We start from the raw sequence: 24,563 nt of genomic DNA on the forward strand, positions 1-24,563 counted from the left end.
GTTAATCTTGTACGTCAAAATTATCTGCCACAGCACGCAGCAAATGAGCAAGCTTCTTACTTTCTGCACTAGACGGATAATGGCGTCTGCGCAAGCCGTTGCCAGCAGAATCCAAAAGCTTAATAAGATCTTCTACAATTGCAGCCATGTCTTCTGCCTTTGGCCTTGTAGCTTTTACCAAAGAAGGAGCAGAAGCCACAAGCGTAAGTCCCATTGCCTGCGGGCCTTTACGACCTTCTACAACAGAAAATTCAACGCGTGCACCTTTACGCAATTCTTTTACTGATTCTGGCAATGCAGAAGAAGGCAAAAACACATCTTTGCCGTCTTCATCTACTATAAAGCCATATCCCTTTTTGGAATCATACCAACGAACGCGCCCGTTGGGCATAACACACCTCACTCAAATTCACTAAACTTTATGCGAACTATCTATTTTACTACAATCCACATAATCTCTAAAGATTCACACTGCTTCCATTGTAGCGCATGAATCTAGAACAATCTAAATAATCCAGAACAATCTTAAAAACAATATGCAGAACATCTAGAATAGATTAGTCTATTTTTCTGTTTTCTCTACATCGATTGCATTGCTAGCATTATTAGTATTGCTTGTATCCTCATCAAGAATAACGTTTGGAAGCACAACCGTAAGTGTTAAGCCATGAGGCTTAGAATCCTCCGAGCCATCATTTTTCAATTCAACGCCACTCATTGTGTTATCAATAGAATCATCTTCATTATCTTGATTAGAACTAGTTCTATATGCACAAGACGTTGTTGCACAAATAAAACCATGATGTGCCTTAACAACAGATTGCGCAATAGACATACCCAGACCCGTACCGCCTTTTTCTCTGGCTCTAGAAGGATCAGCAATATAGAAACGCTCGAAAATATGAGGCAAGGATTCTTCTGGAACACCAGGACCGTGGTCAACAACTCTAATAACAACATACGAATTGCCAGCGCCCGTTGATTGGCTAACTTCTGCAGCTTCCAAAAAATCCTTAAGAGACTTAGAAACAGAGCTCATTTTTTGCAAAGCTTCGGGACTAATCGAAGCTTTAAAAATCCCCATTCCTATTTCTACTGGAGAATCAGTTGGAGTATAACGATGAATGTTTCCAACAATATTAGTAAGAACTTGGCGTAATCTTGCCCCATCGCCCTTTAACATAACATTAGGCAGCTGCCCTGGAGTAAAAATAAATTTTCGATCAAGACTACAATTTGTAGGCTTAGAACAATCCATTAGCTTTAAGTCGTCTGCTAAATGCAAAGTTCCTTGTTGAACAACTCTAACTTGATCAAGCGCTCGCAAATCATTTGCAGCATCTTTAAGAATTGGCGTTACATTAACAGTTTGAGAAACATTGATTCCTCGCCCCTCGTCAAATCGCGCTAGCGAAAGCAAATCTTCAACAAGCTCCGTCATTCTTTCGCTGGAAGCTTTAATGTGAGCAATAGAATCATCCGCCTTCTCTTGCTGCCCTGGAACACCTCTCCACATGTAATACAACTCGGCATAACCGTGGATTGCTGCCAAAGGCGTTCTAAGCTCATGGCTAGCGTCCGAAACAAAACGCTTCATTTTTTCTGTCATTGCTTCTTGATCATTAAAGCCTTGCTCAATCCTAGAAAGCATTGAGTTTAGCGAAGCTGCCAAAGAACCAACTTCCGTATTTTCTGGAGCCGAAGGAACTCGCCTGCTTAAATCTCCAGAAGCAATTTTAGACGCAGTTTTTTCTATTCGTTTTAGTGGAACAAGCGTTGACTGAATAATCAAAGCAGCCAAAACCGCTCCAAGGAGAATCACAGTTATACTAACCATTAAGCAGTATCGCGTAAGCGTATCCAAAGTGTCCATTTGGTCGCTCAACGAAAGCGCTATATAAACGTAACCCCTAACACGCATTTCTGAGTTGTAACCGCTTCGCTGACCCCATGTAAGAACCAGCACACGCCACGGCGACTGAGCAACCTTTGCAGTTGCCTCATCAATGCTTTTAAGATCACCCTTAACTACTGCAGGAGATGTAAAAGGCTTTCTTTTTACAACAACGTTGTTAATTTCACCATCTTCTGGAAGCGTTGGCATAGAAACAACATTCCCCTTAAGAGGTGGAACTAACGGAGTTGTAATAATCTTGTTGTTAGTGTCTCGAATTTGCAAAAAATAATCGTTAGGGCCAACCGTAGGCTCTTTTGAATCTTTGCTTCTAAGCAAATCTATATTGTCGTAAATAAGCTGAGCCTGGTCTGCCAACTGAGCATCAGTTTTATCCAGCAAGTAGCTTCCAACTAACTGCCTAATCGATAAAGATATGCAAAATGCAGCAATAGTTAAAACAACAAGAGTACATGCCAGTAATCGAGTGCTTAGCGGTATTGCATCAAGATGTTTGCGCATCCATTTTCTTGCTTTATGATCTTTATTAGAATTCGCTTCTTTGCCGTCATAATCCGAGTTCTCGCTAGCAACAGCAGGATTATAAATAGCGACTTCCGTAGATTTGCCACTATTCATAATCAGGCTTGCCCTGCCTTTGGAACACGAATCATGTAACCGATTCCACGCTTGGTCTCAATAAGCGGAACAACTTTCTTTAACGAACCATCGTCGTTCTTAATCTCAATGCCGTCGATTTTCTTTCTAAGATAAGAAATGTAGGATTCAACAATTGCAGCGTCTCCACCCCAATCGTACTGCCAAACGTGATTAAGAATCTGGCTTTTAGACAAAACTCTGCCTTCGTTATCCATTAAATAATGCAAAAGCTTGTATTCTGTAGGGCTTAGTTCGATTGGAACTCCAGCTCTAGAAACATCGTGAGAATCCTCATTAATCTCTAAATCTGCAACTTTAACAACAGGAGTGTCTTCTTCTGCCTCCTGGGTTCTGCGTAGAATTGCTCGAATTCTAGCAACTACTTCTTCTAGGCTAAATGGCTTAGTAACGTAGTCGTCTCCGCCAACCGTTAAGCCCATAATCTTATCTTGCGTATCGTCTCTTGCAGTAAGGAACAACACCGGAACAGCTACACCGTTTTGACGAATTCGCCTTGTAACGGTAAAACCGTCTATATCTGGCAGCATAACGTCCATAACAATAAGATCTGGATGAACACGTTCTATAACTTCAATTGCTTCCGACCCAGAAGCAGCGGTTTCTACGTCAAATCCTGCAAAATGCAACGATGCAACTAAAAGTTCGCGAATTGAAGGTTCGTCGTCGACCACAACAATTGATGCTTCTACATTCTTACCCATACTGTTTAGCATCACTTATAAAGCTGAATGTTTCCTGAGTGTTTCCTGAAAAAAATAGATTTATTTGTGCGCAGCATGCCTTCTCTTGGCTTTTCTAAATCCTAGCGCAACTTGCTTTAACACGTAATTTCTTCTATACAAAATAAGCGCAACAATGGCAAATAATGCAAGAATTACAACAATCATCACAACAGTTGCAATAATGCTTGTTGAAGGTGTAATCGACGTTCTTTTTGCGCGAATAATCTGCTTCATAAGCGAAATCGCAGATTTAGACCAGTCGGCTCCTTGCGCACTAACTAATGGCCTATAGGCTGCATCCGACAACAAGTCGACGGTTGTTTTTCTTTTAAGCCATTCATCGGAATTAGGCGAAACTGCCACAACAAGTCTTCCATCGTGAGTGGCAACTGCTAAAAGAACAGTATTTGCAGCAGGATTTGTGCTTGTTAATAAATCGCTAGCCCACTTTGATGGATCTTTGCTGCCACTAAAATTAGCTAAATAAAGAAGTCGCACAGAAACACCTGTTTGCTTTTTTGTGCTAGCAATCATGTCGGAAACTTTTGCAACAGAGTCCCCTAGAAGATTTTCTGTATCTGTGATTGAATCCGTAGTAACAATGCCATAATTATTAGGATTTTTATTTGCCGAATCGCTATTTTTTGACTTTTCTTGAGCAAAAACAGGGCTGGCAAATAAAGCAATTTGACCCAAAAACACAAGTATTATAAAGGCGCATAAGCCTTTAACCACATTAGTAAAAAAATCTTTGACAAAATCGCTTGACGGCATATATTCATAATACCGTGTTTTTAGATTACAAGAAACAATAGCAAAAATTGGGTTTAATACGTCATTTCTACACAAGCATTAAATAACACGGAGATAAAGCATAACAAAACACAATTTACAAGCATTAAGGAGTAAAAATGGCACAATTTAGAGTTGATTCAGAACAGATTCAGCAATCTGCTGCAGCAGTTGGATCTTCGATTAATGCAATTCGAGATGCAACTAACGGAATGTACGCAAATCTTCAGCAGCTGCAAAGCGTATGGACTGGTCCTGCTGCCACTCAGTTTGCAACAACCGCCACACAATGGCGAGCAGCGCACCAGCAAATGGAACAATCACTAGAGGCAATTCAGCTTGCAATGCAAAATGCTTCTAACATCTACATGGATACAGAAGCGCAAGCAACATCGCTATTTGCAATGAACTAAACAAGTTACAAAAACAAGTTACAAAAACAAAAACATGAGCGGCAAAGCCAAAACTTTACCGCTCATGCCTGATAACTAAACAGACTCAATCAAAGAGTTAATTTAATTTAATTTAGTAGCCCATCTCTGCGCCGCCAGCTGGAGCTGCAGCTGGCTTTTCTGGCTTGTTGGCAACAACAGCTTCGGTTGTTAAGAACAAACCAGCAATAGAAGCAGCATTCTGTAGAGCAGAACGAGTTACCTTAACTGGATCAGTAACGCCAGCAGCCATCAAATCTTCGTAAGCGTTGGTTGCAGCGTTAAAGCCCTGGCCTTCTGGAAGCTCGCGAACCTTGTTAAGAACAACGTCTCCAGAAACACCGCTGTTTTGAGCAATCTGCTTGATTGGAGCTTCTACAGCGCGGAACACGATTGCAGCGCCTGTTGCTTCTTCGCCCTTAAGATCGGCAATTGCGGCAGACTTTTCTACCTTTGCAGCAGCCTGAACAAGAGCAACGCCGCCGCCTGGAAGCAAGCCCTCTTCGATTGCAGCCTTAGCGTTACGCACTGCATCTTCAATGCGATGCTTGCGTTCCTTGGCTTCTACCTCGGTAGCAGCGCCAACCTTAATAACAGCTACGCCACCAGCAAGCTTAGCAAGACGCTCCTGAAGCTTTTCGCGATCGTAATCAGAATCGGTGTTTTCAATTTCTGCACGAATCTGAGCAACACGAGCCTCAACATCTTCCTTAGAGCCAGCGCCAGAAACAATAGTTGTTTCATCCTTAGAAACGATTACCTTTGCTGCATGACCAAACACAGAAGCATCGATAGAATCGAGCTTTAAGCCAAGATCATCGGAAACAACCTGAGCACCAGTCAAAATTGCCATATCTTGCAACATTGCCTTACGGCGATCGCCAAAGCCTGGAGCTTTAACAGCTACAGTGTTGAAAGTGCCACGAATCTTGTTAAGAACAAGCGTTGGCAAAGCTTCGCCATCAACATCTTCTGCAATAATAAGCAATGGCTTTCCAGACTTCATAACAAGTTCAGCAACATGAACAATGTCTTGCTGGCTAGAAACCTTACCAGAAGTGAGCAAAATGTATGGGTCTTCCAAAACAGCAGTCTGATCTTCTGCATTGGTTACAAAGTAAGGGGAAATATAGCCCTTATCAAAACGCATACCTTCGGTAAAGTCCAAATCAAGACCAAACTTGTTGTTGTCTTCAACAGTAACAACACCGTCTTGGCCAACCTTATCTAGAGCTTCTGCAATCTTTTCGCCAACTTCTGGGTCGGCTGCAGAAATCGTAGCAGTAGCAGCAATTTGATCCTTGGTTTCAACATCTTTAGCAGATGCAAGCAATTCCTTAACAATTGCCTCGGAAGCCTTTTCAATGCCCCTGCGAAGAGCAATTGGATTGCTTCCAGCAACAACGTTCTTTAAGCCTTCGTGAACCAAAGACTGAGCCAAAACGGTAGCAGTTGTAGTACCGTCACCAGCAACGTCGTCGGTCTTCTTAGCAACTTCCTTTACCAACTCTGCGCCAATGCGCTCGTATGGATCTTCGAGATCAATCTCCTTAGCGATTGAAACGCCATCGTTGGTGATTGTTGGAGCACCGTAAGACTTATCTAAAACTACATTACGACCCTTTGGTCCAAGTGTGACCTTTACTGTATTTGCAAGCTTATCAAGACCAGCAAGCATACCCTGACGGGCATCCTCTTCATAGGCAATAATCTTTGCCATTATTCCTCCACATAACTTAACTATGGACACCCACTCAAATCTTTTAAAGCTAATCAACCGTCAGCTGTTGACTAAACCGTTTAAACTGAGTGCTAAATGAAGATTAGCACTCTAAGTACCCGAGTGCCAACTGTATTCAAAAATCTATAGAAAAAATCTATAGTCAAAAATCAAAAATAGCCAATCAAAAAGCCACTTATTAAGACTTTCCAATTGGCTATTTAAGCGTTTATTTATTAGTCAAATCTATTACGTTTATTTATTTTGTACAGCAAATCTACTTGCACAAAACCACAACAATAGTGGTTGCTATTTGATCCGCAGATTCAACATTGCTGATTCCGAGTGTTTTAGCAATATCTTCAGCAGCAGCTCGATTCTCGCTCCCCTTATACCAAACAACAGAATCAGCAGGAACAGTTCCAGCAGGATTTGCAGCCTGTACATTTTCGTAGCCCGCTTGCTTAAGCTTTGCAGCTTCTTGAGCAGCATGACCCTGAATCTTTGTTGCATTAATAACTCTTACTGGAACAGTCTTGTTAACAGATTGCCCAGAAGTGTTTGAGTTGCTTGCATTATTGTCTTTAGAATCCTTAGAGCTATTAGCATTTTTATCTTCTTTATTAGACTTATCGTTTTTTACTGGATCCCTATCTTCGTCTGAATCGTCGTCAGCATCATCCGACTTGCTCTTGCGCTCGTCAATTTTGCCGCTCTTAAGTTTAGAAGACTTAGCAGTTGTTGACTGATTTGCGCTCCATGGCAAACGAATGTTGTTGATTTCTCCAGACATAATAGCCCATGCAAAAATGCCTAAAACAACAGCAATAGTTACGACTACTACATACGGGAACAATACGGCATACCAAGCGCGATTTCCGCGATGTACTCCAACAGGGCCTTCTGGTGGATTATCAAAAGCATCTGGCGTAAACGACACGTTCTGGCTTTTATGCGCCATAATTGTATCCCTTCTAAAAAATCAGCTAACAGTATGAGTCCATATTAGCGAATACCGCGCACAAAGCATAAAGAATTTTATTTATTTTTACATTTGATTTTGTATTTATCACCCTTGTTTTAGAGTTGATAAATATGGATATTAAGCAGCGAAAATCTTTGCACGAACTCATAGACCCAGATTGGGCAAATGCCCTTGAACCAGTTGAACCACAAATTCACAAAATGGGAGATTTTTTACGGCAAGAATTAGCATGCGGAAGACGATTTTTGCCAGAAAGTCATAATATTCTTAGAGCTTTTACAATCCCTTTTAATCAAATAAAGGTTCTTATTGTTGGTCAAGACCCATACCCAACACCAGGGCACCCAGTTGGTCTTAGTTTTTGCGTAGACCCTAGCGTTAAACCGTTGCCTAAAAGTCTAACCAACATCTATAAAGAATTAGTTAATGATTTAAACGTTCCAATGCCTAAAAATGGCGATTTAACACCTTGGACTAAGCAGGGCGTAATGCTGTTAAACAGATGCCTTAGCGTAGAAGCAGGCAAAGCGAATAGCCATCAAGGAAAAGGCTGGGAACAAATAACAGATGCTGCAATAACAGCGCTAAATAATCGCACAGATAATAACGGCAAACCGCTTCCATTAGTGGCAATTCTTTGGGGCAGAAACGCTCAAAGCCTAGCTCCTCTTCTTACAAACGCAGTGATTATTCAATCCCCACACCCAAGTCCGCTTTCTGCATCTAGAGGATTCTTTGGATCCAGGCCATTTTCTAGAACAAATCAAGCATTAATATCAATGGGAGCATCTGCAATTGACTGGAGCTTATAGCAAAAAGAAACTAAGGTAGCGTATATCGGTTAAAATAAAACGCATGGCATTATTCCCTCCGCAACCAAATAGTCAAAACAATAGCGCAAATACTGGTGTTTTCTCTCTTCCACCCCAGCCTCGCGTACCTGTTTCTAATAGCTCTATTTCTAATACAGTAGACGAAACAAATCAGCCAATATCTGCAGGCGTTTCTAACGAGAGCATTAAAAAGGCGCAGCAGATTGCAGCGGTTCTTCGCTCAAGATTTGCTCAAACACTTGTAGGCCAAGATTCACTTAAAGAATCGCTTATTTTAACGCTTATTGCTGGAGGCCACATTCTTATTGAATCTGTTCCAGGTCTTGCTAAAACAACTGCTGCACAGACTCTTGCAACGGCAATGTCTGGAAGCTTTAAACGAATTCAGTGTACGCCTGATTTAATGCCAGCAGACTTAGTTGGAACTCAAGTTTTTGACTTTTCTTCTCAAAGATTTACAACACAGATTGGTCCTATTCACGCAAACGTGATTCTGCTAGACGAGATTAATCGATCAAATGCAAAAACTCAGTCAGCAATGCTGGAGGCAATGGCAGAAGGCGCTACAACAATTGGTGGAGAACGCATTAATCTTCCTCAGCCTTTTATGGTTATTGCTACGCAAAATCCAATTGAAGAAGAAGGAACTTTTAATCTTCCAGAAGCTCAAATGGATCGTTTTATGCTTAAAGCTGTTATGACTTACCCTTCGTTTAGCGAAGAGGTGAGCATGTTGGAGCTTTTAACAAACAGAGGAAGCGACGTTTTTAATCCGCAAACACTTAATAGCCAAAAAATAAGTTTGCAAGACGTTACTTTTTTGCGCGCAGCCGCTAAACGAGTGCATGTTTCGGAAGCTGTTATGAAGTATGCAGTAGATATTGTTGCAACTTCTAGAGGCCAAGGAAGTCACCCTCTTAAAACTATTTCTTCACTTGTACGAATGGGTGCAAGCCCTAGAGCTTCTATTGCTTTAATACGCATTGGTCAGGCTCAAGCTCTTCTTTCTGGAAGGGATTACGTTATTCCAGAAGATGTTAAAAAATTTGCTCACGAAGTTCTTAGACACAGGATTCTTTTGACTTTTGAAGCTTTAGCAGATTCCATTACTAGCGACCAAGTTATTGATGCAATAGTGAAGACGGTTCCTGCACCATGATTTTTGCAAAACTGTTTAAAACCTATTCACAACCAACTTTTACAGTTAATGCTAAAAGGAATTTGCTATGCTCCGATTCGTCTAAAAAAGTTAGGCGAAAAATCGAAGCATTAGACAATCGTCTAAATCTTCCACTTGCAAAAAAATCTTTAAGCATTTTTGAAGGAGAACACCCTTCTAACCAAAAATTTGGTAATGGCGACTTAGTAGACGTTCATGCTTGGCAGCCTGGAGACGAAGCTAGAATGATCAACTGGAAAGCCAGCGCAAGAATTGGCGAACCAATGGTTTCTTCCAGGCAGCGCGAATCTTCTTCTAAAACTTGGATTCTTGTGGATTCTAGTGTAAATATGAATGCTTCTTGCGCGTCTAAAAGTAATGAATATTTATATGAGATTGCTTCTAACGCAGCATGTTTTTTTGCGTCTTTAAGCATAAAACGCAACGATTCACTCAATTGCGCTTTATTTGATGGAGATAATGTTTTACGGATTCCATCTTGTAGGAATCTGCCTGATTTTGAGCGTAGCTTAGATATTTCATTGTGCAATGCACGCAAAAACACTAGAAACACAGATGCCATTATTGACTTCGCTAATTCAATTACCCAAAAACACGGCTTGATTGTAATAATTACAGACGAATACGCTATTTTGCAAAAACATTTTAATGATTTGCAAAAAATCGCTAGATTACATTCTTTAATCGTTGTAACCCTAAGCCCGGTAAACCCATTTAGCAAGTCTAAAGATATTCCAATACTTGATGGAACAACAATGCGCAAAATACCAGCGTTTTTAGTAGACGATTCCTGCTGTAAAGAAGTAAAGACACATAGGGCATTTATAAACAACTCGCTACACGAATGCTTAAACTCTGCTAAAGCTTGCCTTATACGTGGGTCTTCTAGCAAGCAAATATTCCATTCTTTGGCTAAATTTATTTGTAACGCAACTTTGCAAAACAGCGTTTTTAGTGTTAAGAAGAATCAAGATTTACTCTTAAAATAGGCTTAGGTTGGTTTGCAGTGAGTATTAATAATGTTCAAAAAGTTTTAAACGACGAAACAATGCTACTTGCCCTTATTGGCTTAAGCATAATAGTTGCATTTTTGGCAATCATAATGCTCTACATTGCTATCTACAAAATCAACACTAAAGCAAACACTAAAGAAGATGTAAAAAATGCCGCTCATACTTTAAACGCAAATAGGCAAGAATGGCGTAAAAAAATTGAGCAGGTTGTTAGCGAATATAATCAAAACAAGATTAAAAAAGATCAAGCTTTTGCTAAATTAGCTAAAATTGCTCGACAATACGTTTCTATAATTAGCGGAGACAACATTAAATCACACACTCTTGGAGACATTAGTTCGCTTAGAAACACTTGGAAAAACACGCAGGGAGCAGACTTATTGCGTCAAACTATTGCAGCTTTATACCCTCCTGAATTTGCGGACGCAAAGTATAATAATCAGGCAAAAGATGCAGATGTTGATCAAGGCGCAAGATGGGTTCTTGCTCTTCTTGAAAGCTGGAAAACAAAGGAAAATAAGACAAAGGAGAATAAAAGATGACATTCTCCACTTTAAGCACATGCACTTTGGCAATACCTAATTTAGCAATGTGCAAAATATTTGCTTCAACGCTTTTCTCTATGCGCTTAAAATGGCCATTAGTCCTTGTTTTTGGCGTTTTAATAGCATTAGTTGTTTCAATACTAGTCTTTGTAATAAGTGAGATTAAAAAATACAATTACAAAACTCACAAACTCGAATCTTTAAAAGCTTTAAAAACAAGCTTTTTAACGTCTTTTACTTTAGATGAAGATTTGCAAGGAAGTATATGCTCAAGAAAATGGCGATTATGGATTATTTTGCGAAGAATATGCGCGTTAATGCTTTCCCTTGCGCTTTTATGCACACTAACTCTTAGCGCAAGGCCTTCTAGAGTTTTAGACGCAGACGAGCAATCAAGTTCTAGAGACATTGTACTTTGCTTAGATGTTTCTGGCTCCACTCTTCCCTACGATTTAGAAGTTATTAACGCTTACTTAAAATTTGTTGAACATTTTCAAGGCGAGCGCATAGGCTTGAGCATTTTTAACTCAACATCCAGAACTGTTTTTCCGCTAACCGACGACTATTCTCTTGTTAAAAAACAATTGCAATACGCTTCTAAACTCTTAGACGGAGTTCAATCGCAAGATAAAATCGACAACATGCAGCAAAAGCAATATCAGCAAATTTCTGCATGGCTTGATGGCACTCAAAACAGAAAAGAGGCAACGTCTTTAATTGGAGATGGTCTTGTTAGCTGTGCCGCAATGATTCCTGGCGTTGTATACGGGTCTTCCAACAATTCTAAAAAGCCTCACAATCGCCTTAATCGTAGTGCTTCTATTGTTTTAGCAACCGATAACGTTGTTTCTGGAAAACCAGCCTATTCACTTAAACAAGCATTGAATTTAACAAGCCAGGCCAATATTCAAGTTGACGGCTTATACTCTGGGTCTGCTCAAAGCGAAAACGAATCAACTACTGTGCAAATGCGAAATCTTATAGAGCAAAATGGTGGTATTTTCTTAACGCAGCATAATGCTGATTCCGTAATGACTTTGGTGCGTAAAATTGAGCAACAGCATACGAGTATTCCTAAAAAATCAACGCAGTCAGCTTTAAGTGATGACCCTAGTATTCCAACAATATTGGCGGTTATTTTTGCATCTCTTTGGCTTATTTTTGCAAGAAGGATAAAGCGATGAGAGTATATTTTAGTTGGATTTCGTTAGTTTTAATTGCAATTCTTACCGTTTTAGCTTTGTTTGAGATTTTTCCACTAAAACGCAATAATTCCAATACGGATGAAACTGTTTATATGCGAGTTCGCAGAGTATTAATCTGCGTTTTGCTTGCGATTTGCGCATTATGCCCATGCGTTATGAAAAACACTTTTCAACGATCCCTTAATGCCACTAACGTTGTTTTTGTTTTAGACGTTACTGGGTCTATGAACGTAAACGATTCTACGGATTTATCTAATCACAAGAACACAAGATTTAACAGCGCAAAGCAAATAATAAAACAAGTTGCAAGCAATTACACAAACGCAAGCTTTAGCGCTATAAGATTTGGAGCGTCTTCTAGCGTTGACGTTCCTTTAACTCCAGACGTAAATGCCATTGAAAATTGGGTTAATACTATTAACACAGAGCCTGTTGGAGTTTCAAACGGAACGAGCTTAGACGCGCCGCTAGATAAAACTCTTCTTGCCACTAAAGCAATTCACGACGCTCATCCACAAGATGTTACTGTTTTGTATTTAATTAGCGATGGCGAAGAAACAACCAGCAGAAAGCGCAGAACATTCTCTTCTTTACGCGGCTACGTAAATCATGCTTATGTTATTGGTGTTGGGTCTAAAAATGGCGGAAAAATCCCAAACGAAAGCACTAAGTTGGACGATTTAGACGATATTAATTCAACTGATTCTTCTATAAAACAGTCTGGAAAATGGATTATTGACCCTTCTACAAAAAAACCTGGAATATCTAAAATGGATTCAAAGAATCTTAAGAATATTGCAGACGAGCTTAGCGGAAAATATGTTGATTCCAGTAAAGATCATTCCATTGGCGTAGAAGCAAAACAGATTCTTTCTAAACAATGGCGGCAAAACAACACTGTTAAACCAAGACTTAGGCCTTATCCAATCGTTTGGCCGTTTGCTATTCTTGCAAGTATATTAATTCTTTGGGAATTGGCGTGCTGGATTACAAAATCGAGGAAGCTTATATGATTAGTAAAATCACACCTAAGTCGTTCCTAAGATTTTCTATTATTGCAATATCTACTATTGTTATAGCTTTATGCATGGCGTCAATTTATTTTATTGCCACTAATCTTAAAGCAGAATCAACATATAATGCTGCTACAAAAAGTCTTATAAACAACATAAAAGCATCGAAAAAAGTTGATGCAGATAAAGAAATGTTGGCTGTATCTCAAAAACAGGTTGATGACCAGTTTAACGAAGCAAAATCACCTTATACAATTTTAATGCCGCACTTAAAAAAGAGCATTAATCATAACGCATTAATATCTAAAAAACTTACAAATAGTTTGCAAAAGCAACTTGACCAAGATAAAAAAGATACGGACGCAAACGCAAAAACAAACCAGAATAATAGCGAAAATAGGATTAATAAATCGCAAGAAAAATCCAATAAATCCAGCTTAAGTAATTCGCAAAAAAGCAAAGTTCAAGATTTACTAAGGCAGAATAATCAAAGCGATTCTAGCCAAAATTCGCAGAATCAATCGTCGCAAACCGAAGATGATTCTACATCTAAAGATTCAAACAAGAATGGAAAAACTAAGTCTTCTAAAAAAGAAGACTCAAGCAATAAACCTTGGTAAATATGCTAAAGTGCTTTTTTAAAAAAACCGCCTCAAGCACAAAAACCCTTATATTTCAAGGATTATAGCCTTTAACCACATTGCAAGAATTTTCGTGACTATTTAAAAAACGTTGTGTGTAATATTTGTATGCACATATTTAACGATTACCAATGGCTGTTAGAAAGAACAGAACAATGCTCTAACAGCGTGCTTAGCGAAGCACACTCCAACACTCTTAAAGACTGGCATGGCAAAGCCGCAAACGCGTTTAACGAACAGATGGCTAAAACCGCTAGAAAAGCATGCCAAATCAGCTCTGTTGATGCTGGCTTTATTGATGCTGATTTTATTAACGCTAATCCCACTTTTAACGAAATGCTAAACTACGGAGGTAAATAATGCCTTGGAGAGTAAAATCAACTATAACTGGCGGAGAACCTCTTAGCGTTGCTGATTCTAACGCTTATAAAGCAAAAGCTGCAAGACTTAGCGAACTATCAAACGATTTCCATTCACTAAGCGCATGTTGGATGCAAACCGCATTGCAAATCGAAAGCCAAAAAGCAGCTCTTGTACAAAGTCAAAACAACTGTTTTAACAAAGATTTTTGCCAACCTGCTTTACAAAACTTGCCAGATTCTAGCGAATGCAGAATAAAGTCAAGCCAATGCGAATCAATGTCCAACAATCTTAGCGAATTGTCTACTTTAATAATCAGGGCAAATAACCTATATTCTGCAACGGAATACAAAAATAGAGAAGCCTTCGATAACCTTGTGGCTATTGGAACCACAATCTTCCCTATTACTGCAGTACCATTCTTTGCAAGCGCAGGATTTAGTGCGATTTTAGACATGACTCAAAAAAGTGGCATGAAAAACTTTTCTAAGTGGAGCCATGCAACAGCACCAATACAACAGGGATTTATACGAGGCTTTTCTAAACATTTTCTAATAAATCCAGTAACAGGAATCCCCATTCGTCTTTTTTCCAGCATTCAAGAAAGAAACGATGTAAAACATTCAAAAGCTCCAGTTGCCACATTTGCAAGCGCATTAAGCTTGTTTAGTGCAAAAATCAATGACGCAAAACAAGGAAACAATCTTAAAGTAACAAAACTAGTTTTGCCTAAAAATGCACAATCTAAAATACTGCAATATAAGGGAAATAATATTGGTCAAGCTCTTGCAAATCTTAATAATCTTGCAAACGGAAATCTTTCTGTGCATCCGCCAAAAACAAATCCAGATGCTGCAACAATCGCAATTCAACGTTTTAAGCAAAAGAACGGCAGAACATCTTGGCTTGTTACAATACCGGGAACGGACGGAAAGCCTAAATCGCCGTTTGGATGGCCTCAAAATGCGGAGGTTATGAGCAGCTCTAAAAGCGTAAGAATGAACGCAGACAGCACAAGAATGGTTGTGGAAGCAATGAAGAAAAGCGGCATTAAACCAAACGATAATGTTGTACTTGTTGGGCATTCACAAGGCGGAATAGTTGCTGCAGAAATTGCAAGCGACTATTCAAAACAATACAACATAAAACACGTTGTAACAGCAGGGTCGCCTATAGCAAACCATGCAATTCCAGAAAAAACTTGGGTAACAAGCATAGAAATGGAAGACGAACTTGTTCCAACATTAGACGGAGCGAGTAATCCAAGCAGAAACAATTGGGTTACGATTCACGCAGTGGCTAGTAAAAGTAGTAATAGAAGCAACAGTAAAGAAGACAACAAGCAAAATGATTCTAAGCAAAATCGCAAGTCAAATCGCAAAGAGAATCGCAAAGAGAATCGCAAGTCAAAAAATCTTTTTGAAAAAGACGGAATACTAGTAAAAAATGTGCCAGAAGAAGGAACGCTCACGCATGATTTAAATTATCATCAAGCAGCTTACCAAGACGCCAGTCAGCTATCTTCTAAACAAATAAGATCTCAAGAATCGCATTTTAGCAATGTGTTAAAAGGGACTTTAGAAGAAACAACATTGTGGCAAGGAGTTATGCAACACTAGTACAACGCTAAAACGGCAAGACTCAAAATAGCAACGCTCAAAACTTAGTAGTTTCATGCCATGCTGTAACCTTTAGAGTATGAAGCTTACTGATATTTGCCCTGCTATTGCTTTAACTCCACTAGACGGAAGATACCACAACCAAACTGCTAGCCTCGTAGAATATTTAAGCGAACCAGCATTAAACCGCGAGCGCATGCGTGTTGAAGTTGAATGGATGATTCTTCTAGCAAACGGTTATAAGGGAAACAGTTTTAAAACGATTGTAGATGGCGTAAAGCCTTTAACAGATGAGGAATGCGATTATTTGCGCGCAATCCCAGAAAACTTTGGAGCCGAAGGTATAAAACGCCATGCTGCTCACGAAGCTGTTACGCATCACGACGTTAAGGCTGTTGAATATTACATTGACGACGAGTTAGACAAAGCAGAGCAAGTATTAGGGCATAAAACCCAGCTTAGCAATCTTAAAACATTGGTTCATTTTGCTTGCACAAGCGAAGATATAAACAATCTTTCTATAGCTCGTTGCGTAAAAAACGCTGTTGAAAACGTGTATAGGCCAAATTTGCAAGCTATTGTTGATTACTTAACTCAAAAAGCGCAAGAGTATAGAGATACCCCAATGCTATCGCTAACTCACGGTCAACCTGCAACTCCTACAACTTTAGGTAAAGAGCTTGCTGTGTTTGTTTATAGGTTAAATCGACAGCAAAAACACCTTGATGCCCAAGAATATCTTGGAAAAATAAATGGTGCTACTGGAACTTTTGGCGCTCATCTCGCCGCTTTCCCTAATGTTGATTGGCTTAGCGTTTCTAAAGAGTTTGTAGAAAACAGAATGGGTCTTTGCTTCAATCCTCTTACAACGCAAATCGAAAGCCACGATTGGCAGGCGGAGCTTTACAGCACTGTAAGCCACATTAACCACATTCTTCACAATCTTGCAGTAGACGTGTGGATGTATATTTCTCGCGGCGTTTTTGTGCAAGTTCCAGTTAAAGGTGCTACTGGATCTTCCACAATGCCACACAAGGTGAACCCTATTCGATTCGAAAATGCGGAAGCAAATCTTGAGATTTCTTGCGCACTTTTCGATACCCTTTGCGCAACGCTTACCGAAAGCCGCTGGCAGCGCGATTTAACTGATTCCACTACTCAGCGAAACGTTGGATCCGCATTCGGCTATACACTTCTTGCACTAAATAATCTTCTTGGCGGCTTAAAGTCGATTCATCCAAACACGCAAATGATGAGCGAAGAGCTTAACAGCAATTGGGAGGTTCTTGGCGAGCCAATCCAAACTGCTATGCGCGCACAAGAAATTGCTGGCGTAGAAGGAATGGAAAGGCCATACGAGCAGGTTAAAGAGCTTATGCGTGGTCACAGCATATCTAAAAAAGATGTTGAAGATTTTATATCTTCTAGAAACTTCGACGCACAAACCGCAAGTAGGCTAAAAAACCTTACTCCAGGATCTTATACTGGAATTGCATCACGTTTGGTGGATTTTATTCAATAACTTATTAGAAATTAATAATTTTATTAATAAATAAACGGTGTACTATGCAATCGCAAGTAAAAGACGATTTAGTTATTAACGACACTGAGCCTAAGCTAGTTCGTAATTGGGCAGACTTGATTTACTCAATCGTATCTGCTGGCGTGGCTACAGCTGTGGTGTTATTTACAACGTGTTTTTCTGGAACAACAGCAGGAGTAGAACACGACGCAAAAAATGCTGGAAAGATTATTCAGTGGATTGTAACAGGCCTACCATCTTCTCTTTTTCAGCAAGCGCTTACAATTGCGATTGTTGCTGGCGTAATAATATCTATGATTGACGCCAGGCGATGGATTGATACAACATTATCAACGCTAACACTGCTTTTAACGTATCCGCTTGTATGGTATATTTCCTACATTCTTACAACGCTAGATAATCCTTCGATATTTGCATCGTTTAATTCCATTTCTAATAGTCACGGCACAGAATTATTGCCAGATATGTATGCGGTTTTAGTTGCTTTTCTAACCGTTAGTGGCCCTAGAAGAGATAACAAAATTGTAAAGTTATCTTGGCAAGCGCTGCTAATTGCCTCTCCAATATTAATCGTAACTTCTTGGCATTCCCTAACGGGCGCATTAACATCTTGGTGCATTGGGCGCTCTATTGGAACGCTAATCAGGTTTATTAAGGGAACGCAAAGCAAGGGAGCCTGGGGCAAAGACATTGTTGAGGCCTTAGAAAACATTGGCATTACGCATCTTGTTCAGCTTAATCGCAGAACGCTAACAACCGACCATAGCGGCGTTTTAAAATCTAGTCTAGACGACGATTTGATTGCAAATTCAAGGCTATACGATGCAATTGATATTCACGCAACAAGATACGTTATATCGGTATTAGACAATCAAGTGCATTTGCCTGGATATTTAAATCAGCTATGGCAGTGGGTTAAGCTGATTGATATTCCAGTTAGACGAGACCGTTCTGCAAGACACTCCATACACCACCATCTTTCCATGCTGCTTGCGCTTAGAAATTTGCATCTTGCTACTGCAAACGTGTACGGGGTTACAGACCTAGAAAAATCATCAATAATGGTGTTTCACACTAGTAATGTTCTTGTGCCATGCAATCTAAACACGCTTAATGCTTCCGACGCTCAAAGGCTTATGCAATATCTTGACATTGCAAACTCTAGAGGAATTACGCACAGAAGAATAAGCCCCGAATCTCTTGCACGTTTAGAAGACGGCACTCCCCTAATTGCGGGTTGGCAAAATGGCGATGTTGCTAGCGATTCAACAAATATTGCTTTAGATAAAGTTCAGCTTTTAACGCTTATTGCAGCTTGCATCGATGCAAAAACTGCTGTTCAATCAGCAATGAGCGTTTGGGGTGCAGATAAGGTTGCGCAAATTTTGCCATTTATTCAAAAAGCCGCAATTCCAGCGTCTACAAAGTCACTTCCTTCGTGCAATAAAAAGCTTTTTGAAGATCTTAAAAATGAGTTGAGCAAAATAGTGTGCATGAATAACAGCGAAGATGACTACGACTACGACACCGTTAGATTAGCACGCTTTAATATTCGATTCTTTGTTAGCTTAATCCTTATTGTTGCTGCGATTTCGGCTATTGTTACGCAATGGCATCCGCAAGAATTTATCTCGGCGCTTAAAAGAGCAGATAGCATAATGGTTATGGCATGCTTTGCTTGTAGCATGCTAGCGTGGGTTGGATCTTCTATTACGCTTGGCGCTTTTATGGATGATTCAAAGCCAAATGCTGGCGTTTTGTTTACATCGCAAGCGGCTTCTGGATTTACCGCCGTGTCTATGCCAGCTGGAGTTGGACCTGCGTTTGTAAACATGCAGCTTATAAAGAAAAGCGGAAATTCAACATCTCAAGCAACAGCTATTACAAGCGCAGTCTGGCTTTTGCAATCGCTAGTAACCGCTCTTGTAATATTTAGCGTTGGAATTTTTACTGGTAAAAACCTGCTTTCTGGAATGATTCCTACACACATGCTAATCACAGTAATAGGAATTGTTACTATAATCCTCTGTGCGTTTATGGCCATTACTCCAATACGCAAATTTATACAAAAAAGATATCTGCCTATTCTTTCTGACTACGGAAAGCAGATAAAAGAGCTTGTAACTAAGCCAAAACAGCTTTTTAATGGCACATTGGGCGGTTTAATTCTTGTTTTTGCTACAGGATTAGGCTATTGGGTTGCTCTTCTAGCTTTTGGATACTACGCAAATCCTTGGGAAACAGTTCTGCTGTTCTTAGTGGCAAACACTGCTGGATCCGCTGTTCCAACTCCTGGTGGATTAGGTGCTGTTGAAGCATCCCTCACTTTTGCGTTCACTTCGGTTGGCGTTCCTCCAACAATTGCGTTGTCTGCCACTCTTCTTTACCGTCTTATGTTCTATTGGCTAAGAATACCGATTGGCGCTTTTGCAATGAAGAGTCTTAGTAATAAGGGATTAATTTAGTAGAAAAATTTCTTTAAAATTTTATAAGTCAAAAAAGAATATATTTAGTTAAAAACCGCATAAATAAGCCTATATACGGCATTTTTGCGATTTTTATGCACTTTATTAACCAAAAAAACTAAAAAATCGTAAAAAAATCTTAATAAAACGCTGAAAAACCGCGCATTTGTAGGGAAAATGTATTAATATCTATGAGTGAAAGTGGTCTTTGGAAGAGAAGGCCCCTAACACAAAGGATGCTTGTATGGCATACAACAAGTCTGATCTCGTTTCGAAGATCGCTCAGAAGTCCAACCTTACCAAGGCACAGGCCGAGGCCGCTGTCAACGCATTCCAGGATGTGTTCGTTGAGGCTTTGCAGTCTGGCGAAGGCTTGAAGCTCACTGGTCTGTTCTCCGCTGAGCGCGTAAAGCGCGCTGAGCGCACTGGCCGCAACCCACGCACTGGCGAAACCATTAAGATTCCTGCATCTTACGGTGTTAGAATCTCTGCTGGTTCTTTGCTTAAGAAGGCTGTTGCCGAGTAGGTTGAACCGCTAAGCGTAGACTTACAGAAACGAGGAACACTCCCAAAGTTGGATTTGTTCCTCGTTTTTTTATGTCTTTAATTTATGAATTTATGTCTTTAATTTTTGCCTTTATTGCTCTCTTTATTGCACTCTTCGCACAATCCAAACACTTCCAAAGTGTGGTCTATAACCGTGTATCCATGAGATTCAGCAATCTTATGAATCCAACCTTCATCATCTGGCGGCTCTATATCTACAGTCTTTCCGCATTTTTCGCACACCAAATGATGATGATGCGTATTCTCGTCGCAAATCCTAAAAAGCTGCTGACCGTTAAAACGCACGGTATCAACATCTCCACTTTGCGAAAGCATATTAAGCTGGCGATAAACAGTGGCCAAACCAATGATTTCACCATCTTCTACAAGCGCGCGATGCAAATTTTGTGCAGAAACAAAATTACGCGAAGCTCTTAAATGCTCAAGAACTGTTTCTTTTTGCTTAGTGTTCCTGCGTATTGGCTCACCAACCATTATTCAACCTTTCGCCGCAAAAAACTTTTAATCAAGCTCGTCATCCCAACAACCTGTAGAGTCTAACACATTGGCCTCCTCAACAGGATTATTGCAAAGAACAGTAATATGACCCATTTTGCGATTCTTACGAATCTCTGCCTTGCCGTAATCGTGAACATGCCATTCTGGATGCTCCGCAATAAGCGCACGAGTAGGCACAACATGTTGGCCTAAAACATTAACCATTACAGCAGCAGAAAGAAGCGTAGGCTCTTTTAGAGGCCATCCAACAATACCGCGAACATGAGCCTCAAATTGATCCATATCGCAAGCTTCAATCGTATAATGCCCCGAATTATGCGGGCGCGGCGCAAGCTCATTTACCACTACGCGATTGTCTTTAGTAATAAACAGCTCTATTCCAAGCGTTCCAGCAAGTTTAAATCCTTGAGCCAATTTAAGCGCTAAGCTATGCGCAGCTTCTTGAATCTTAGTATCAACATTTGCTGGAGCCAACGTCATGTGCAAAATGCTGTTGTGATGCACGTTTTTTACAAGCGGATAAGTCACAAATTCGTTGCCGTTTCCCGAAACAAGAATTGATGCTTCAAAAGCAAAGTCAACAAAACCTTCGAGAATAGAAGGCTGCATCTCTTGGCCATTTTCTACGCGCTTACGAATATTATCAACGTCTTCTTGAGTACGCAAAACGTCTTGACCGTGGCCGTCGTAACCGCCTCTGCGTGTTTTAAGAATTGCAGGAAGCCCGATTTCTTCGATTGCTTTATCTAAATCGTCTAGATTATTGACTTCACGCCATTTAGCAGTTTCAATACCGTGATTGTTAATAAAACTCTTTTCACAAACACGGTCTTGAGTAACTCGCAATAAGTCGGTTCCTTGAGGAACTGCAACCAAATCACGCACACTATCTAAAGCATCTGCGTTTACGTTTTCAAATTCGTACGTAAGAACATCGCAACTTTTAGCAAGCTTTTGTAAGGCTTCTAAATCGTCATATTCTGCTTCAACTTGAAAATCCGCAACTTGGAACACCGGGCAATTATGCGCTGGATCTAAAACGCCGATTTTAAAGCCCATTCTTCTAGCGGCAATCGCCATCATGCGACCAAGCTGACCGCCACCTATAATTCCAATAGTGGCCCCTGGCATTAAGCACTTTGCAGCGCCATTAGTTGCTTCACATAAGCTCGGCATTAGATTCCTCAACCTTCTTTTTTAATTCTTTGCGGTATTCTTCAAGTTCTTCTGCAAGGCGACTATCTGTTGTGCTAAGCATGCTTACTGCAAGCAAGCCCGCATTAGTAGCGCCAGAATTGCCAACAGCGGTTGTTGCAACTGGAATTCCGCCAGGCATCTGCACTATAGAAAGCAAAGAATCCCAGCCCGAAAGAGCATGGGATTTTACAGGAACACCAACAACTGGAAGCGTTGTTTGAGCAGCAATCATACCTGGCAAGTGTGCAGCTCCACCAGCTCCCGCAATAATTACGCGAAAACCGTTTTTTCTAGCGCCATGCGCAAAATCTGCCATAAGTTCTGGAGTGCGATGCGCAGAAATAACTTGCTTTATATACGGCACTCTAAATCTTTCTAAGATTTCGCATGCGTGGCGCATTGTTTCCCAATCGCTAGAAGAGCCCATAACAACTGCCACAACAGGTTTTGAATCTAAAATATCTGCCACAACAACCTCCCGTATATGCGCAAATACGCAACTTCTGCGCAAAGTTTATACGCAACTTTTACTTTACGCAGAAGCACGGAAAAATGGCTAATAATTAGTGTTTTATTAGTGTTTTATTGCTTTTTTATTAGCTGCTTATTTTTAAGAACATATTTTACGTCTGCGCTAGCCGCCACATCACTCGAATGTGTTACAACAATCACGCATTTTCCACGCTTATGAGCGGCATCTTTTAAGATTGCTATAACTTCTTTGGTGGTGTTTGGATCCAAGCTACCCGTTGGCTCGTCGGCAAGAATAACTGGAGCAGAAGATACAAGCGCTCGTGCAATAGCCACTCGCTGCTGCTGGCCTCCCGAAAGCTTTGTTATATTTCTAGTGGACTCGTCTTCGCTAAGCCCCAGCTCTTTAAGAATCGTAGAATCCGCCTTTGGGTTAACAAGCTGCAAATTTTCTACAGGATTCAAATAGTCAATTAGATTAAAACTCTGGAAAACTAAAGAAACATTGTTCTTGCGATGATTAGCATAACCGCCATTCTTAGAAATATCTTGACCGTTAAACAATACTGTTCCGCTTGTTGGCGAGTCTAATCCTGCTAGAAGAGATAACATGGTGGATTTTCCAGCTCCCGAAGGCCCCGTTATGCTGTATATTTTTCCAGCTTCAAAATCTGCATTAACATTTTTAAGAACCGTAATATTAGTTACTCCATAAGAGTAATCAACGTTGTCTAGTTTTAATAAAGTTGTCATAATAAACTCCAATATTTTCTAAATTTAATATTTGATACTTGTAAATTTTTAATTTTCTAAGAAAATCACTTTAGCTCATTGAATTCAATACAGAACGCGGCTTTTTAAACATTATTGGCGCAAGAGCAATGCATAGAGATACAAACGCTATAGCAAATCCTATAAGAATAGCAAACGCTGTTTGGCCAGTTAGCAAAGGCTGATTTGATGAGTACGTAATTGCACCATTTGCAACATTTGCTAATAGCATTGATCCAACACTAGACGATATTGCAGCACTAATCGCAGTAGACAGCACTGAGCAAAATGCAGATATTATAAAAACTTCCACAATCATCTGTAAAGCTATTGCACACTTACTAACGCCTAACGCCATAAGAACGCCAACTTCGTGGATCCTTCCTCGAACCCAAAAAACAAGAACTAAGCCAAGAATTATTACTGCAACAATCGCAAGGCAAAATAGAATCATAAACACTAATTGCTTAACTGTTTTTACAGATTGAAGAACAGAGGCAAATCTTTGCGCATTATTTTCTACAGAAAACATGCCATTGCCATAGTTTTTAGTGATTTTATTGGCTTCTTCTAAAGCTTTAGTTAGACTATTTGGATTTTGCATAACGCACTTTATAGAACTGCGATTTTTACTTCCAAACAAGTAAAAAGCGGATTCTAAATCAGTTATTACGCGATTTTCGGAAGAATCGGAAGGAAGCGCACCCTTTGTTTGCATCTTGCCAGAAAAAATGCCAACAACCTTAAGATTAATGCTTTTGCTGCCTTGTTTTAGAGTTAAAACAGACCCGAGTTTAAGATTATTTTGCTTAGCAAAACTCTTGTGAATTATTGCAGATTTCGCGCGCTTAAAGCTACCAGCTGCAGAAGAATCAATATGGCTGCCTTCATCCAGCTTATATAATCCTTCTTGGAATCCCTGCGCTAACTGTGATTTAGTTGTTCCCGTTATGGAAACAAGCGAAAACATTTCATCGTTGTCTAAACGCGGACCATTTATTGGCGCTACAATTTTAGCGTTAACAGGATTTGCTAAAACATCTTTTTCTTCTGCAATAGTTTTTATTCCACTAATCTTTTTGAATTTTGCAATAAGACTTTCGGGAATTCCTTCGTTTTTTTGCAAATCTTGAGGAATATCTTGCTGCGATTGCTTAGCGGAGTCACTAGAAGAATCAGAATCTGGCAAAGTCTGCCCTTGCGTTTTTGCGTAAACGCTAAAGCCTAAACCAATGTTAGAAGTTATTTGATCCTCTAGATTTTTTACGCAAGCAATAACACTCGCTTGGCAAATAAGCGCGCTAAGAACAACCGTAATAATCAAGGCTAAAATAGCACTGCGCCTTGGTTTTCTAACTATAGCAAGCCAAGATCTTTTTATAATTTGAGTCATTTTACACCTACTTTTGCACGTCAA

General features: G+C 40.0%; 24 protein-coding genes. 13 read left to right on the top strand and 11 right to left on the bottom strand.

What is annotated here, in order from left to right:
- Position 1: 1 nt before the first annotated feature.
- The 4 genes from ACZ0NX_RS01200 to ACZ0NX_RS01215 all read right to left on the bottom strand — a co-directional run bounded on the left by ACZ0NX_RS01200 (position 2) and on the right by ACZ0NX_RS01215 (position 4,071).
- Positions 2–391: a cold-shock protein gene (locus ACZ0NX_RS01200; RefSeq protein WP_060786747.1), complete on the bottom strand. Its 390-nt coding sequence runs from the start codon at positions 389–391 to the stop codon at positions 2–4.
- Positions 392–562: 171 nt separating this feature from the next.
- Positions 563–2,533, bottom strand: coding sequence for a sensor histidine kinase (locus tag ACZ0NX_RS01205; RefSeq protein WP_415688588.1), 1,971 nt, complete (start codon positions 2,531–2,533; stop codon positions 563–565).
- A gap of 2 nt (positions 2,534–2,535) precedes the next feature.
- On the bottom strand, positions 2,536–3,276 hold the full coding sequence (locus ACZ0NX_RS01210) for a response regulator transcription factor (protein ID WP_060786749.1): 741 nt from the start codon (positions 3,274–3,276) through the stop codon (positions 2,536–2,538).
- Positions 3,277–3,336: 60 nt separating this feature from the next.
- Positions 3,337–4,071 carry a TPM domain-containing protein gene (locus tag ACZ0NX_RS01215; protein ID WP_415688589.1) on the bottom strand — a complete coding sequence of 245 codons (735 nt, stop codon included), beginning with the start codon at positions 4,069–4,071 and terminating at the stop codon, positions 3,337–3,339.
- A gap of 137 nt (positions 4,072–4,208) precedes the next feature.
- Here ACZ0NX_RS01215 and ACZ0NX_RS01220 point away from each other — a divergent pair, with 137 nt between their 5' ends.
- Positions 4,209–4,502, top strand: a complete 294-nt coding sequence (locus ACZ0NX_RS01220; protein WP_415688590.1) for a WXG100 family type VII secretion target — start codon at positions 4,209–4,211, stop codon at positions 4,500–4,502.
- A 112-nt stretch (positions 4,503–4,614) separates the two neighbouring features.
- Here the strand turns inward: ACZ0NX_RS01220 and groL are convergent, their stop codons facing one another.
- Both groL and ACZ0NX_RS01230 read right to left on the bottom strand, forming a co-directional pair.
- A complete protein-coding gene (gene groL, locus ACZ0NX_RS01225; protein WP_415688591.1) occupies positions 4,615–6,240 on the bottom strand; it encodes a chaperonin GroEL in 1,626 nt (541 codons plus the stop codon).
- A 277-nt stretch (positions 6,241–6,517) separates the two neighbouring features.
- The gene (locus ACZ0NX_RS01230) at positions 6,518–7,201 is read right to left on the bottom strand and encodes a LytR C-terminal domain-containing protein (protein WP_464405048.1); all 684 of its coding nucleotides are present in this window, start codon (positions 7,199–7,201) and stop codon (positions 6,518–6,520) included.
- Between the two features lie 134 nt (positions 7,202–7,335).
- Between ACZ0NX_RS01230 and ACZ0NX_RS01235 the strand changes: the two genes are divergently transcribed.
- The 12 genes from ACZ0NX_RS01235 (at position 7,336) to ACZ0NX_RS01290 (ending at position 20,168) form a co-directional block, all read left to right on the top strand.
- On the top strand, positions 7,336–8,037 hold the full coding sequence (locus ACZ0NX_RS01235) for a uracil-DNA glycosylase (protein ID WP_060786754.1): 702 nt from the start codon (positions 7,336–7,338) through the stop codon (positions 8,035–8,037).
- 43 nt (positions 8,038–8,080) lie between these two features.
- A complete protein-coding gene (locus tag ACZ0NX_RS01240; RefSeq protein ID WP_060786755.1) occupies positions 8,081–9,217 on the top strand; it encodes an AAA family ATPase in 1,137 nt (378 codons plus the stop codon).
- A complete protein-coding gene (locus tag ACZ0NX_RS01245) occupies positions 9,214–10,227 on the top strand; it encodes a DUF58 domain-containing protein (RefSeq protein ID WP_060786756.1) in 1,014 nt (337 codons plus the stop codon). The genes ACZ0NX_RS01240 and ACZ0NX_RS01245 overlap by 4 nt, the downstream gene beginning before the upstream one ends.
- A gap of 17 nt (positions 10,228–10,244) precedes the next feature.
- Complete coding sequence (locus ACZ0NX_RS01250; protein WP_464405051.1) at positions 10,245–10,793, top strand: hypothetical protein; 549 nt, start codon at positions 10,245–10,247, stop codon at positions 10,791–10,793.
- Complete coding sequence (locus tag ACZ0NX_RS01255; protein ID WP_464405053.1) at positions 10,790–11,980, top strand: vWA domain-containing protein; 1,191 nt, start codon at positions 10,790–10,792, stop codon at positions 11,978–11,980. The genes ACZ0NX_RS01250 and ACZ0NX_RS01255 overlap by 4 nt, the downstream gene beginning before the upstream one ends.
- The gene (locus ACZ0NX_RS01260; RefSeq protein WP_464405055.1) at positions 11,977–13,014 is read left to right on the top strand and encodes a vWA domain-containing protein; all 1,038 of its coding nucleotides are present in this window, start codon (positions 11,977–11,979) and stop codon (positions 13,012–13,014) included. The genes ACZ0NX_RS01255 and ACZ0NX_RS01260 overlap by 4 nt, the downstream gene beginning before the upstream one ends.
- Positions 13,011–13,634: a DUF6466 family protein gene (locus ACZ0NX_RS01265; protein WP_060786760.1), complete on the top strand. Its 624-nt coding sequence runs from the start codon at positions 13,011–13,013 to the stop codon at positions 13,632–13,634. Before ACZ0NX_RS01260 ends, ACZ0NX_RS01265 begins: the two co-directional genes overlap by 4 nt.
- A 129-nt stretch (positions 13,635–13,763) precedes the next feature.
- Positions 13,764–14,015: a hypothetical protein gene (locus tag ACZ0NX_RS01270; RefSeq protein ID WP_464405057.1), complete on the top strand. Its 252-nt coding sequence runs from the start codon at positions 13,764–13,766 to the stop codon at positions 14,013–14,015.
- Positions 14,015–15,634 (top strand): PGAP1-like alpha/beta domain-containing protein, encoded by a 1,620-nt coding sequence (locus ACZ0NX_RS01275; RefSeq protein WP_464405059.1) that lies wholly within the window; start codon positions 14,015–14,017, stop codon positions 15,632–15,634. The genes ACZ0NX_RS01270 and ACZ0NX_RS01275 overlap by 1 nt, the downstream gene beginning before the upstream one ends.
- A 79-nt stretch (positions 15,635–15,713) precedes the next feature.
- Entirely contained in the window at positions 15,714–17,156 is a 1,443-nt protein-coding gene (gene purB / locus ACZ0NX_RS01280) for an adenylosuccinate lyase (RefSeq protein WP_464405061.1), read from the top strand.
- Positions 17,157–17,200: 44 nt separating this feature from the next.
- Positions 17,201–19,642, top strand: coding sequence for a lysylphosphatidylglycerol synthase transmembrane domain-containing protein (locus ACZ0NX_RS01285; RefSeq protein WP_464405063.1), 2,442 nt, complete (start codon positions 17,201–17,203; stop codon positions 19,640–19,642).
- Between the two features lie 244 nt (positions 19,643–19,886).
- Positions 19,887–20,168, top strand: coding sequence for an HU family DNA-binding protein (locus ACZ0NX_RS01290; RefSeq protein ID WP_060786765.1), 282 nt, complete (start codon positions 19,887–19,889; stop codon positions 20,166–20,168).
- Positions 20,169–20,266: 98 nt separating this feature from the next.
- Here the strand turns inward: ACZ0NX_RS01290 and ACZ0NX_RS01295 are convergent, their stop codons facing one another.
- The 5 genes from ACZ0NX_RS01295 to ACZ0NX_RS01315 form a co-directional block, all read right to left on the bottom strand.
- Complete coding sequence (locus ACZ0NX_RS01295; protein WP_464405065.1) at positions 20,267–20,683, bottom strand: Fur family transcriptional regulator; 417 nt, start codon at positions 20,681–20,683, stop codon at positions 20,267–20,269.
- 27 nt (positions 20,684–20,710) lie between these two features.
- Complete coding sequence (gene purK, locus ACZ0NX_RS01300; RefSeq protein WP_464405067.1) at positions 20,711–21,883, bottom strand: 5-(carboxyamino)imidazole ribonucleotide synthase; 1,173 nt, start codon at positions 21,881–21,883, stop codon at positions 20,711–20,713.
- Positions 21,867–22,331 carry a 5-(carboxyamino)imidazole ribonucleotide mutase gene (gene purE / locus ACZ0NX_RS01305; RefSeq protein ID WP_419471000.1) on the bottom strand — a complete coding sequence of 155 codons (465 nt, stop codon included), beginning with the start codon at positions 22,329–22,331 and terminating at the stop codon, positions 21,867–21,869. Before purE ends, purK begins: the two co-directional genes overlap by 17 nt.
- A 155-nt stretch (positions 22,332–22,486) precedes the next feature.
- Entirely contained in the window at positions 22,487–23,128 is a 642-nt protein-coding gene (locus ACZ0NX_RS01310; RefSeq protein ID WP_464405069.1) for an ABC transporter ATP-binding protein, read from the bottom strand.
- Positions 23,129–23,198: 70 nt separating this feature from the next.
- On the bottom strand, positions 23,199–24,539 hold the full coding sequence (locus tag ACZ0NX_RS01315) for an ABC transporter permease (protein ID WP_464405071.1): 1,341 nt from the start codon (positions 24,537–24,539) through the stop codon (positions 23,199–23,201).
- Positions 24,540–24,563: the final 24 nt, after the last annotated feature.

The organism is Gardnerella rara (genome assembly GCF_055452355.1).